This window comes from Endozoicomonas sp. 2B-B (assembly GCF_053470045.1).
In genome coordinates this window covers 6,432,960-6,445,466 of the sequence record NZ_JBLZMU010000001.1, presented here as the reverse complement: position 1 = coordinate 6,445,466, position 12,507 = coordinate 6,432,960, and the positions used below count along the sequence as shown (strand labels likewise).

10 protein-coding genes are annotated in these 12,507 nt (G+C 48.5%); 2 read left to right on the top strand and 8 right to left on the bottom strand.

Features of this window, described 5'->3' with window-relative positions; all coding sequences use genetic code 11:
- Nucleotides 1–86: 86 nt before the first annotated feature.
- The gene (locus tag ACOMHB_RS22865; protein ID WP_448218356.1) at nt 87–3,293 is read right to left on the bottom strand and encodes a hypothetical protein; all 3,207 of its coding nucleotides are present in this window, start codon (nt 3,291–3,293) and stop codon (nt 87–89) included.
- A gap of 110 nt (nt 3,294–3,403) precedes the next feature.
- Entirely contained in the window at nt 3,404–3,991 is a 588-nt protein-coding gene (locus tag ACOMHB_RS22860; protein ID WP_448218355.1) for a TIGR04219 family outer membrane beta-barrel protein, read from the bottom strand.
- 228 nt (nt 3,992–4,219) lie between these two features.
- Here ACOMHB_RS22860 and ACOMHB_RS22855 point away from each other — a divergent pair, with 228 nt between their 5' ends.
- Nucleotides 4,220–5,227 (top strand): hypothetical protein, encoded by a 1,008-nt coding sequence (locus ACOMHB_RS22855; protein ID WP_448218354.1) that lies wholly within the window; start codon nt 4,220–4,222, stop codon nt 5,225–5,227.
- A gap of 84 nt (nt 5,228–5,311) precedes the next feature.
- On the opposite strand, the gene dbpA is transcribed toward ACOMHB_RS22855, so the two are convergent.
- Together dbpA and ACOMHB_RS22845 are read right to left on the bottom strand one after the other, a co-directional pair.
- Nucleotides 5,312–6,691, bottom strand: coding sequence for an ATP-dependent RNA helicase DbpA (gene dbpA / locus ACOMHB_RS22850; protein ID WP_448218353.1), 1,380 nt, complete (start codon nt 6,689–6,691; stop codon nt 5,312–5,314).
- A gap of 103 nt (nt 6,692–6,794) precedes the next feature.
- The gene (locus ACOMHB_RS22845; RefSeq protein ID WP_448218352.1) at nt 6,795–8,339 is read right to left on the bottom strand and encodes a hypothetical protein; all 1,545 of its coding nucleotides are present in this window, start codon (nt 8,337–8,339) and stop codon (nt 6,795–6,797) included.
- A 200-nt stretch (nt 8,340–8,539) separates the two neighbouring features.
- On the opposite strand from ACOMHB_RS22845, the gene ACOMHB_RS22840 reads away from it, so the two are divergent.
- Entirely contained in the window at nt 8,540–10,009 is a 1,470-nt protein-coding gene (locus ACOMHB_RS22840; RefSeq protein ID WP_448218351.1) for an SLC13 family permease, read from the top strand.
- A gap of 17 nt (nt 10,010–10,026) precedes the next feature.
- On the opposite strand, the gene ACOMHB_RS22835 is transcribed toward ACOMHB_RS22840, so the two are convergent.
- From ACOMHB_RS22835 to ACOMHB_RS22820, 4 genes are all read right to left on the bottom strand, one after another.
- Nucleotides 10,027–10,368 carry a DUF2956 domain-containing protein gene (locus tag ACOMHB_RS22835; RefSeq protein ID WP_422138974.1) on the bottom strand — a complete coding sequence of 114 codons (342 nt, stop codon included), beginning with the start codon at nt 10,366–10,368 and terminating at the stop codon, nt 10,027–10,029.
- 71 nt (nt 10,369–10,439) lie between these two features.
- The gene (locus ACOMHB_RS22830) at nt 10,440–11,294 is read right to left on the bottom strand and encodes a methyltransferase domain-containing protein (protein WP_448218350.1); all 855 of its coding nucleotides are present in this window, start codon (nt 11,292–11,294) and stop codon (nt 10,440–10,442) included.
- A gap of 206 nt (nt 11,295–11,500) precedes the next feature.
- The gene (locus ACOMHB_RS22825; RefSeq protein ID WP_317144975.1) at nt 11,501–11,761 is read right to left on the bottom strand and encodes a DUF5062 family protein; all 261 of its coding nucleotides are present in this window, start codon (nt 11,759–11,761) and stop codon (nt 11,501–11,503) included.
- 248 nt (nt 11,762–12,009) lie between these two features.
- Nucleotides 12,010–12,441 (bottom strand): Mpo1 family 2-hydroxy fatty acid dioxygenase, encoded by a 432-nt coding sequence (locus ACOMHB_RS22820; RefSeq protein WP_448218349.1) that lies wholly within the window; start codon nt 12,439–12,441, stop codon nt 12,010–12,012.
- Between the last annotated feature and the right edge of the window lie 66 nt (nt 12,442–12,507).

The following is a 12,507-nucleotide window of genomic DNA, read 5'->3' as shown; positions in this document are numbered from 1 at the left end:
AATGACTGTTTCTAAAGGTATAGCATCTGCTTTCAGGAGACTCCTGCCTGTGAAGACGAAAGTTATAAAAAGGCCTAATGAGTGGTTCACGATCCTTTCTTGGACTTATCGTCTGCCTTTTTGGGTTTGGCTTCCTTGGTAAACAACTGGTAATCTTCCTCAAAACCGGATTGAAAGTAATGCTCCATAGAAGCAAACCATTGGTGTTCTTCTCCGGAATAAGTGGGGTATTCCAGATGCAGGTGGGGTTCCGGGTTTGTCCAGAGGTCGAGTTGCTGGGGCCTAACCAGACCTGGCCGAAAGTAGAGCCTGTTGCTCAATGGCAGGTTAGCCTGAACAGGAATGTTCAGAGCATCTGACAGAAAGGTAAAGTCAACGCCAAAGTACCCGGAGTCTTTCAGAAAAGTACCCTGCTTCACTCTTGCCAGCATTGCTTTTACATTCAGCTTCTCAGGCACAGCTTTGCCATCAGGTGTTTTTCCGGTCTCATTGAGCACTTCAAGATAGTCACAGAGCCTTGTCTGGAGTTTCAGGCCCAGTTCACCGGGATCGGCATTTTCCTCTTTAACAGCGGTGGCTTGAGGTTCTGTTGGAGCTTTTTCTCTTTGCCCCTGCCGCTTTCCTTTTTTGCCTTTTCTGGATTTTGCAGCGGTCAGATTTTTTTCCTGAACGCTTTCTGAATCGTAGAGTTTCATGGGTGCAATGAGCTTGTGCTCTATGATCGAAAAGCCCAGGGCGACCATCATGTTCTCGGGGATAGGCAGCTTCAGGGGTAGCAAAACCCCATGAGCTTCTTCAATATCAGCAACTGATGGGGTTTCTATCTCCCCTTCGTCGGAGTCCTTTGAAAACTCAGCAGTAGCTACCGGAGGGGTTGCCATGGATGAGGTTGCCGGTTCGGGCAGAGAGCCCTGTGCAGAATCATTACTAATTTCAGGCGCAGGGCCCGGATCATCAGGGTTCGGGGTCTGCTGTTTGTCTTCAATGGAACCAGGGCTGGTTTTTTCATCCGGCGTCGGGGTATTTTTTTTCGCGATTGAAAGCGTCTGTCGGACTTGAGCCGCCTGTTCACATGTAAGGGTTTTTTCCAACATTCCCATACTGGTATCGAGCTTTTTGCCGAGTTCTTCCAGATCCTTGATGTGATCGCTTAGCTCGCGATGTCGTTCTGAGTCACTTCTTAACTCGCTGCGCCGCTGTGAGCCAACTTTTTTAGATAGCTTGTAATGCTGAATCATTTGACCCCGACGGGCATAAATATCTGGAATGTCCTTGCAGCATTGAATAACGGCTTTTCCCTGTGCAACCAGGTACTCCATGTCATTGTGAAGGTCCACTAGTGCATCAACAAACTCTGGCTGATCCTCATTAAGGCTAAAGAAAATCTCCTGCGCTTCTTTGACGGCCTTGTTCATGATCAGGGTGTTGATACTGATTTTCTGCATATTAAGCTTGAACTGCCTCAGTGCTTTCCTGAATTTGATGTCTTTCTCCAGCTCAGGCGGACCCTGATTTTCCAGAGCTTCACTGAAGGCATAAACGGGCTCAATCATTTTGTGAACAGACTCCAGTTGACGCCGAAGCCTGGAGGTCACCATGTCTGCATAACTGTAGTGAGCCTGAGCCTTGTCAAAGCCGCTGACCCGGGGATGTTGAATCACTTTTTTGAAGATATTGTTCAGAACGCCAATAGGCTCTTTTCGGGCAAACGCCTCGGTAGCCTTGCTCAGAGTACTTTCCAGGTCATAGGGCTTTGGCTCAGGGGGCTCCGGTTTCTTCTCTGCGGCTGCGGCCTGTGTGGCCTGCTTTTTTTGCCATTCGGCCTCCTGTCTCTGTTCTTCTTTTTCCCGACGTTTTTTTGCTCTGGCCACCAGTTTTTCTTTGATCTGCTTTTGTTCCTCTTCTTCTTCTCTAATCAGGTCGGAAGCTATCTGAACGACCCCTGCTTCGCGCTCACGAAGATCCTTTATTACTAATTGGTAGTCGTTGTTGATCCGCTCAAAAAGGTACACCAGCGCAGCCCATAGGTCGTCAGTTAGCATTTTTTTCTTGTTAATGGTTCTGATCAGGGTTACTAACTCAGTTAACGGAGCTACAGTCCCTTCCAGCCGTGCTTTAAAATGGGCCAGTGGTTCAGGGCGGTCATAAAGATAGGCTAGCGATGTAATTAGGGAATGGCAGAGTGAGAAAACATCCTGTGGGGCAAAGTCAGGATTATTTGCTTCCATCTGTTTCCGGAAGAACTGTAAGAAGCGCTCAGCTTGTTTGGGGTTGTCTGCCAGAATGGCGGCATTGATCAGATGCTTGACTCTCCAGCTACACAGCTTCACTACTTGTGGCTGCTCCGGGTCGAAGTCAGTCAGCCACTGGATGAAGCAGCAGGAATGGGTCGCCAGCATTTGACGAAGTTTATCCTTACCGTCAGTGGGCATGTAGTCATCCATGGCCAGATCAGCCAGCATGGCTGCCCCGAAGGCCGCTCTATCGTGGGCATTAAGGCTTTCTTCAAGTTTTGAATATTGTTCAAGCCCCAGCTGACATTGAATGACTTCCTGGTACATTTTCATGCATTCAATGGACTGGGGCAAAAAGTCTTCTATCCTTTGGCGGAAGGTTTCGCTCCCTCGTATGGCATCAAGTTTAGGAATCACTTTGAGAGCTGTGCTAAAGCGTATTCCACAAAGACTGGCATAAAGGAGTATCCGTTTTTTCTCTTGCCAGTACTCCTTGTAGCGTTTGTCAGAATTTCCCAGAATGACGAGGTCTTTCAGGAGATTCTGTTCCTCTTCGCTGACCCGTCGCGATCTGGCAGCTCTTCTGGCGGTGCTTTCCAGTTTTCCATACGCTCTGTAATCCGACTGGAGCACTTGGTACATCCGGTTCACATTAGAAAAATGCGCATCCAGTAATCGTTTCATCTCTACGAACAGGACCTGAGTGGACTCTTTGTAGCCATCGTAAAGTTCACATTTAAGTTCGGGTACCCCTTCATTTAAGCCATTCTCTATTAGAAACGCTGCAATGGCTTTCCGGGACTTTTCGACCTTGTAGCCCATTTCGGCCATTTCATCCGGAGTGTATTTCTTTCTGCTGACACTTCGTTGCGACAACTGCTCGTCCTTGCCAGCTGCGACAGCTGCTCTGGCTACCAGATTTTCGCCGCTGGTGGGAGTGATAGCACGATGATGATGTTCACCTGTGACTTCGCTTTCCTGTTCAGAGCCCATTAAAGATTGAGGAGGGGGAATATTCCCTGTTTGGGGAGAGGGCTCACCCCGGCTTGTTCCGTCCACCGTAACCTGCCATTTTGTTAGTTAGTTTTTTTCAGTCTGAAAAGTCTAGCAGATTTGTCAGAATAGGCAGGAAGCTGACTCACAGGAGCCAGCTCTATGTGAGGGATAGGTCAGATATCCCAGTGCAGACCCAGATTAAAGCCCTTGATGCTTTCATCGTTATAGATGCCCTTGGTGCCATCCATATCGATTTCGTAGAGGCGGTAGCCAGCCTGCAGTTTCAGGTCGGCAAACAGGTAAAAACGGGCACCCACTTCCAGATCGTTAAAGTCAGTATCTTCAGAGCGACCTGCGAACAGCTTGCTGTAAAAGCTGATAGTGCTGGCCTGAAACAGCTCCACATCGGCAGTTAACATGGGGATTGTATCGCTGAATGAGGCGTCCCGGTATTTACCGCTGTCAAAGCGACGAACCCCCAGACCCAGGTCCAGGGCAATATTGCCATTATCCAGAATTTCGTAGTAGCCGGAGGCATCGTAACTGTCGAATTTCAGCTTGTCATGATTGAGTTTGCTATAACCTGCCGCGAGATTGGGGAGCAGTGGGATGGGGTGCTCTATCTGTCCGTAAACAGTGTGAAAGTCACCGTGATCGGCAGTATTCCAATAGTTGTAACCCAGTTTTGCGCCAATAATATCTGCCTGGGCAAGGGTAGAGCTGGCCGCCAGGATGACAGCCGTCAGAATCAATTTTTTCATTTGTCGTTATTGCTTAGATAAAAATAACAAAATTACCGTTTGTGAGCACTGGCTCCCATGCTGACTTTTACCTATAGCCAATGCTCAGTGATATTTCATGTCCCTGAGGGAGAGGATGTGGCGATAAATCCTAACTTCGTCTATATAACTGTGTCTAGAAAAAGATAACTCCAAAAGCTCTAAGGCAGCCGGTTCTGAATTATCAATTTTTAGCAGTGGTGAACTCTGATGCGTTTAGTTCAAATGGCTTTATCCAGTCTGACTGGGGCTTTCCTTTCACTGTCCATGGCACATGCGGAAGCAAATGCAAATAAAGCGTGTTGGCTCTCTACCTATTCCAGCAGCTCGTATAACGTCGATGCCCTCTCTGAAATCATTGAGTCTATGGACGATGTGCCACTTTGTGTGACGAATTCGCCGACACGCTCTGGTATTGAGGTTGGGCATGTGTCTCTTGAGGGGGTAGAAGGCGCCGAGGTTCTGGCCTGCTTGTATAAGGATGCCAACGGAAATAGCTCTTACGGTTATGAGTTTCAGTGGCTATTGGCCAATTACACTCAGTTACAGGAAGCAGAAACCTCTAATCCCTATTTGAAGGACCCTGCGGGAATTAGTACTGAACTTTTTCTATCAAAACGTTTTTTTGAGTTTTGTGATCTACCGACAGGTGAGCCCGAGGTTGATGCTAAGGATGCAGAGTATCAGGGAGAATCAACCCCCGGTGGTGGAGACAAACCTACCCAGGAACACGAGCCTGCCACGCAGGGACTCAGGTTCTGTACGGGTAGCGGAACTGAAGAAGTTCGTGGAGAAGAGCACCGTTACTTCTCTTTTGGTACTAAATCAGCCGATGGCGAGCGCTGTGAGCTGGGTGGGTCTCGTTATTACGAAAATCAGGTTTTCTCAGACCTGGCATCGGAAAATCAGGTATGCAGGTTCCCTGAATATGTTAAAGGCAACATTGATGTCTGCAAGTTTGATATAGGGACTCATAACGGCCATTACTGGATTCGGGACGGTCAGGAAATGAAGCATTCTGCCAGGGATCTGGGTGAGTGTGCCCGTTTCAACTACGAACCAAGGTTCTGCATGGATATGAAGGGTCACTGCATTATTGGCAGAAAAGTCAAACACGATAGTGATCACAACCGCAACTACTGTTATGTCTGCAATGAACAGATAACTCAGGAAGCGAAAAAACTGGACTGGAGCAAGATCAAGTGTATTACCCCTTGATTTAAGAGGCGGTTTCCAAAGATCCCGGCTCATAACACAAATTGGATGTGTTATGGGCCGTGAGCACTTAAAACACGGGAGTTATCAGAGTCTGCGAACTTTAAACTTCCGGCCCTTAATTCTGCCCTGTTCAAGGCGAGCCAAGGCTTTTCGGGCATTTTCTCTTTTAATGGCCACATAGGCGACAAAATCAAAGATATTGATTTTGCCAACTTGATCTCCCGGAATGCCAGCGTCACCAGTAAGAGCACCCAGAATATCACCAGGGCGCACCTTGTTCTTTTTTCCTCCGTCAATAGCCAGTGTCACCATTGGGGCTTTTGGGGGTGGCTGTGTTGCTGGCTTCAGTGCTCTGTGGTCACCAAAAGTCAGTTCCGTCCGCAGGATATCGGCAATAGCATCCAGCTTGTATTGCTCACGGGAGGTGTGCAGGTTTAGGGCCAGCCCTTCCTTACCGGCACGACCTGTTCGCCCGACTCTGTGGACATGGACTTCCGGATCTCGACTCAAGTCATAATTGATGACGGCGGCCAGGTCATCAATGTCCAGACCCCGGGCTGCGACATCGGTAGCAATCAGAACATCGGCACTCTGGTTTGAAAATCGGACCAGCATCTGGTCTCGTTCTCGCTGTTCCATATCACCATGGAGTACCAATGGCTTGTAACCCTGATCATAAAGATATGTTCCAACTTCTTTACAGGTCTGTTTGGTATTACAAAAGATGACAGCAGAACCGGGCTGATAATGGTTGAGCAGTTTGCAGAGGGTTTCTGATTTATCACCGTTCTCAGCTTGATAGAAAAACTGTTGAATGTGCTGGTGAGTATGCACTGACGCAACGGTGACTTCTTCAGGTTCAGACTGGAACTTTTGGCTCAAAGCCCTGATCTGTTTGGGGTAGGTAGCTGAATAAAGCAGTGTTTGCCTGTCTGGTGGGGTGTGATCCAGAATGTTTTCAATGGCATCAATAAATCCCATATCCAGCATACGGTCGGCTTCATCCAATACCACCGTCTTTAGATGCTCGATAGTCAGTGTTCGCTTACGCAAATGATCCTGAATTCTTCCCGGTGTACCGACGACGATATGGGCACCATGGGAGAGTGAGCTGATCTGTGGACCAATAGGTTGCCCACCACATAGGGTAACGACCTTGATGTTCTGCCGGTAGCGAGCCAGTTTTCGAATCTCGTTGGCGACCTGGGTTGCCAGTTCACGAGTCGGGCTCAGCACCAGTCCCTGGCAACCAAAAAAGCGTTGATGAATGCCCAGTAGCATAGCAATGGCAAAGGCTGCCGTTTTACCACTGCCGGTTTTGGCTTTGGCAATCAGGTCTCTGCCAGCCATGGCCAGAGGTAAGCTTTTTTGTTGGATAGGGGTCATTTCCCGGTAGCCAATCTGCTCCAGGTTGTGCAGCAGCGCTTCGGGCAGCGGCAAGTCGGAAAAAGGTTGTGTACTCAAGGTTTACTCTCTACCGTGAAAAGTCTGCATCATTCAAATCTGTGCGGCAATGCAGTTTGGGCCCGGATTATAACAGAGCTGAGGAAAAAGCGCGGACGTGGGCTTAGAGATAGATAGGTGCCAGAGTAAAAATCTGTATCAGCGGCTTAAACTGGTTGATGATCCAGTCAAACAAGGCGCCTATCTCTCTCCTGTCTATGAGGAAGTGCTGTCCTGACAGGCTCAGCATAACATCGCCCGATGCTTCAGGCTGAAAGTTAATCACAGTGACCTGTTGGTCCGGGGTTATCAATTGAGCGATAAAGGGGGTTTGTGCTCCGGTCAGTGCTTCGACATTCTGCAAAGCATCACCTTCAGCTGGATTTTGCTGGAAGCCATAATCTGGCATTGATAGCGCAAGTTTGGCCTGATCCTGAGTCTTTTTAAGTTCCCGTATAGCGCCAGTATGTTCGATAGGAGCATATTCTTGTGAAGAAACCCCCAGTCGTTGGATATGTTCGATGATGGCGACTGTTAGAGATTGAGTCAGTATAGCCCCGGCAGAAGCGCCTTCTGATGACGGGGCGGGATCGTCTGGGACAGCCTCGTGAGTAAAAACAGCCAGTTCTGTCACCCCTTCATGGTACACAAAAGCACTTAGAAGGAGGGGCAGGTTTTCGATACAAATGGGCGAACTCTGCAGACCCAGCTCTGTAATAATCAGAGCCTGCTGGTTTTCTACAGGGTGAATATGGATAACCGTGATCATCCCATCTTTTTGGGTCATCCGGATAATAAGGTATTTACTTGAAAGCAAAAGCGACTTGAGATTCAACAGGGATTGAGCTGCAAATTCGATATTAAAATGCGACAACAGTGGGAGCAGGACAGGCAGTTCCACCTTGTCTCTCAGCAGCAACATGGCTTCCCCGGGTGGAAGGGCTGAAGCATGAGTGCCTGATATTCCATAACCTCTCTTTTCAAGTCGTTCAATAAGGTTGTAAGCAATAGATGAACCTTCTAAATCCTGCACAGAAGTCCGCACGGTTTGAAACTCTTCATGACCTCCTTGTTCGGCGGGTTCAATAATATTGTGAGCAACAGATGGAGTGGTTGTCGTTATCATTTCAGCAGGCAATGATTCGACGGCCAGATTTTCGTGGGGGTCATCGTGAGTGGGTAAGCTGGTCTTGTGCTCTGCCGTCCCTTCAAAGCTGTATTTGGCAGTGGCTGGCAGCGATAAACCGGAACGTGAACTCACCATGGCAGAAGAAGAAATATAGCCGCCTGTTGCCTGCCCCGGATCGAGTAACAAACGGGCCCTTTCCATCAGGTCCGCCAGTGAAGAGGTATGATCTCTAACGTTGTAATAGGGGCTTTGTTCAGCTTCCGTCGATACCGTTTCAGCAGCATAGCCATAGGTTAGCTGAAACTCCATATCATCTTCCAACTTATTGATTTCATCTGACATGCACTGAAGACAGAAGTGCCCCCCGCTGCCGTCCGGTTCCATAGCCATGCTGTGTTTCGAACACACAGGCATGTCACAGGAGGGCCTGTCAGCTGCTTTTGCCTGATACGTTGATGCCGCTACACACAGCATCAGTACAAAGCTCATAAAGAAAGCAATTCTGACTGAAAAGAGTTTGACAGAAAATAAGGAGTCCATTGCCGTAGTCATTCATAATTTTATTTTGATAATCCGACAAAGCGTAGAATAAAAATTGTCATATTGCTCAGGTAAAAATTGGTCAGAATGACCGTTTGCACACTATGGAAGAGGGCGGTATCTGGATTTTTGGAGGTAGACGGGTGAATAAATCAGGGAATTGACCGACTTATAAACAGAATACTTCCAAGGAACAGACCATGAGCAAACAACCCTCCTCAACAGAGCTGGAAGCGGGGGCTAACCCTTACATCTGGCTGACTGGGCTGATCTCAGGGGGGGCATTGTTTGTGATGACCCTGGTGCTGCCTGCACCTGAGAATATGCCTGTTGCTGCCTGGCAGTGTGCTGGTCTGGCACTGATGATGGCGGTCTTCTGGTCCATGGAAATACTCCCTATTTCAGTGACCGCACTGTTACCTCTTCTGCTGGCTCCGTTAGTTGGCCTGTTATCTCTGGATAAAGTCGCTTCGGCTTATGCACACCCTGTCATCTATCTGTTTATGGGAGGCTTCATGCTGGGTCTGGCTATGGAGCGCTGGAACCTGCATCGGCGGATTGCGCTTTTGACCATGCTGGCTTCTGGTACCGGTGAACGTCGGCAGGTCATAGGGTTCATGCTTACCACCGCCTTTATCAGTATGTGGGTGTCCAATACTGCAACGGCCATAATGATGTTACCCATTGGTATGTCAGTGATCGCAATGATGAAAGAAGAACGGGGTTCTCACGGACACTTTCCTGCGACTCTGCTTCTGGCTATTGCCTATGGCGCCTCCATCGGCGGCTTTGGCACTTTGATTGGAACACCACCCAATGCCCTGTTGGCGGCTTTTCTCAGCGAACAATACGGCATTGAAATTGGCTTTGCCCAATGGATGCTGGTAGGTATGCCTGTGACGCTGTTAATGCTGCTGGTCACGGGCTGGTGGCTCAGTTCCGGGGGCTATGAGCTTCGTCCGGGAGAAAATGAATCTGTACGCCTGTCTTTAAAAGAGCAATTAGCTGAAATGGGTTCCTTAAGCAGGGCTGAAAAATGGGTGGCAGTAATTTTTACTACGACCGCATTATGCTGGGTTTTCCGACCCTGGCTGTCCGGCTTTTTACCAGACATAAAGCTGACTGACACTGCCATAGCCCTTACTGGTGGGCTGCTGATGTTTATCATTCCCGTCCGCTGGGGTGAAAAGCTCGACTTTCTTCTTAACTGGAAAGATATTCGCAGGTTGCCTTGGGATGTTTTGCTGCTGTTTGGAGGCGGTCTGAGTCTGGCGGCAATTATCCGTAAAACAGGGCTGGCAGAATGGATTGCCAGCAACTTCCAGGTATTGGATGGACTGCCTACCATTGCCGCCATAGTCCTGGTGGTTTCTGTGATTATCTTCCTGACTGAAATTACCAGTAATACAGCGACTACGGCTGCCTTCCTGCCGCCTCTGGGTGCGCTGGCTGTCTCCCTTGGCCTGGACCCGGAAGTTCTGGCTATTCCGGCAGCCATAGCCGCCAGTTGTGCCTTTATGTTGCCCGTTGCCACTCCCCCCAATGCAATCGTGTTTGGTTCGGGGCTGTTATCGATTCGTCAGATGATTCGAAGTGGCCTGATTCTGAATCTGGCGGGTATCGTGATTATTACTGTTTTGTGCGCTCTGCTGGTGGACAGGGTCTTCTAGCCAGAAAATCTGAAGTTTTAGACTTCAGACGCAAAAAGGTAAGCGGTAAATGCTGCCCAGCTCAGAGCCAGTAAAAGCCAGGGCAGCCAATGCTGTCTATAGCGGGTCAATTCCTTAGTGATGGTTTCAGTTTCTGCGGCAGGGTTCTCTACCTGCCTTTTAACTTTTTTCAGGTGTTTGTCGAGTTCTCTGGCTTTGGCTTTTTGCTGCTTTTTATAGTGCTCAATGCCTTTCTGGATGCCCTGGGCGATCAGCCTGGTCTGCTCTTTGCTCTGGCCGGGTCGCTGGGTGGCCCTGGCTACAGACATAGCCTCTTCACGGGTTTTGGATGAATCGGTTTTCTTCCGGGGGCTGGCCATATCGTATAACAATCTTGGGGAAGGGAGAGACGGATAATAGAGCAAGACCCCGACGAAATCAGCTCAGATTTCTATCTTTTGTGTGATGCGCGTTGGATCACATAGAGTTTCATATCAAAGCGGCACTGCAGAGCACCCAGGCTGGCCAGCTTTTCTTTCTGGGAAGGTTTGACATGCCAGTAATGTGGGGTCATTGCCAGTAAGTCCATGATATCTTCTGCTGAATTCAGCTGCATACTGCCTTGAACCGCTTTTGTTTCTGTCAGGTTAAAACTTTCAGGAAGTTGATCAAGCAGTTTATCCACAGGGTAAGGCCTAACCGCTTCGTAGATAACCTGACGAAGTTCCAGCAAGTGCTTCTCTCCGGGAGACATCACCAAAACATGCCCTTCAGGCTTTAACAGCCGCGCAAATTCGTTCCAGTCGCATCGTGAAAATACACTTGCAATGACGTCAACTTCCTGGTCTTTAACGGGAATGTCATTAACACTGGCAACCAGCCACTGGACAGTTTTGCTTCTTTTGCAGCAGGCCATTATGGCAGGCCTGGAGATGTCAATGCCGACTACTGCGGCTCCCGGAAACGCCTGTTGCAGCCTTTCTGTGTAATACCCTTCACCGCAGCCGGCATCAAGAATAGACCGATTACTTTCTGAAAATTTCTCAAGGCTGTCCAGAGTTTTGGCAAGTGAATCAGCCACTGGCTGATAGTAGCCTTTGTCCAGAAAACGGGTTCTGGCCTGAACCATTGTTTTGTCATCGCCGGGGTTTTTGCTGCGTTTTTTATGCCCCGGAAGAAGATTGAAATACCCTTGTCTGGCTCGATCAAACTGGTGATTCCGGAGGCAGCCCAGACCCGTACCGGAGGTGTGGAATGAATGTGTCAGAGATTCGTGGCAGACGGGGCAGCGCAGAGTCAGGGTCATGATTACCAGTAAAGGTTTTTTTGATAATGCAAATGCAGCGCATCCGGGCCTTTAAGCCACTTCCACGATTTGCTGGGAACTGGATTTAGCTCAGAGCTGCTCGAGCCGGGAAGTTTACTGTAATTACTGCTTTTTGCCATGAAAAAAATGTCCGCAGCGCCGAACATTAAATCAGCTATGACTTCTAATGGCCTAATTCAGGGCGCTTATTTCAACAGCGGATGATTTTCTGGCAGTTGGCGAGATATCCACAGCGCCAGTTTGCGTTTCATGCTTGGTTCTGACTCTTCCCCTTTCACCAGAGGTTGTATCAACTTGTCATGAACCAGCAGGCGGTATAGATATTCAACTTTTTGCTTGGCGGAATCTGTCGGTTCAAACTGACCTACTTTGCGTTTTTGGGCATAAATAGCTCCGACTCTCAGAGCTTCTTTGACCAGCTCGCTTTCATTTTTGAGTTTTTTCATTGGCTACCCGGTTTTGTTCTCCAAGGTTCACAATAAAGGGTACATCATAATAGCTCAACTGATCTCATGCTCCCGAGTAGTTTGCACTGAGGACCTGCCTGAGGTAAGCAATTCCAGAGTTAATTTGAGTACTATTGGCTAAATCCGGCACCAGACCCTGTTGTTTTTTCTTACCATGGAATAGCCACTCAATGGACTGCAAAGAATGTTTTGGGTTTTTAGAGGGTGTCACCGATAAAAACACCCTGTCAGACCCTTAAATTCCACTTCTTAAAAAGAAAATTCAGACACCAGAGTGGCCCGACCAGCAGAAACTGAATGTCTTCAAAGAAAGAGGGTTTTTTGCCCTCTATCTTGTGGCCGATAAACTGGAAGATCCAGGACACCCCAAAAACAGTAATGCTCAGGGTCAGTAAATACTCACCAAGGCTGGCGGCGATGCAACTCATAACTGCGTATAAGGCAATTATGGCCAGAGATAAAGGCAGAGACAGCATAAAGTAGAAAATCAGGGTCATGGCCATGACCACAATGACCGCAGCAGGGCTGAAAGACCAGACAATGCCAATAATACTGAACATAATTGCCGGAACGCAGATCCAGTGAATCTGTTTGTTGGTGGGGTCCTGGTGACTTTCACCATAGGCTTGGAGCCATTCACTCAGGGGTCGTATTTGCATAGGGGGCCTCATTCTAATGAAACCTGCTAAAGCAGCGTTTTTGTTATTCTTGTCTTTATTCTGCGT

Excerpts from the sequence above, each read along its gene's own strand:
- ACOMHB_RS22845 (WP_448218352.1), bottom strand. The coding sequence starts at position 8,339 with ATGGACTCCTTATTTTCTGTCAAACTCTTTTCAGTCAGAATTGCTTTC.
- ACOMHB_RS22830 (WP_448218350.1), bottom strand. The coding sequence starts at position 11,294 with ATGACCCTGACTCTGCGCTGCCCCGTCTGCCACGAATCTCTGACACAT.
- ACOMHB_RS22835 (WP_422138974.1), bottom strand. The coding sequence starts at position 10,368 with ATGGCCAGCCCCCGGAAGAAAACCGATTCATCCAAAACCCGTGAAGAG.
- ACOMHB_RS22825 (WP_317144975.1), bottom strand. The coding sequence starts at position 11,761 with ATGAAAAAACTCAAAAATGAAAGCGAGCTGGTCAAAGAAGCTCTGAGA.
- ACOMHB_RS22840 (WP_448218351.1), top strand. The coding sequence starts at position 8,540 with ATGAGCAAACAACCCTCCTCAACAGAGCTGGAAGCGGGGGCTAACCCT.
- ACOMHB_RS22820 (WP_448218349.1), bottom strand. The coding sequence starts at position 12,441 with ATGCAAATACGACCCCTGAGTGAATGGCTCCAAGCCTATGGTGAAAGT.
- ACOMHB_RS22860 (WP_448218355.1), bottom strand. The coding sequence starts at position 3,991 with ATGAAAAAATTGATTCTGACGGCTGTCATCCTGGCGGCCAGCTCTACC.
- ACOMHB_RS22855 (WP_448218354.1), top strand. The coding sequence starts at position 4,220 with ATGCGTTTAGTTCAAATGGCTTTATCCAGTCTGACTGGGGCTTTCCTT.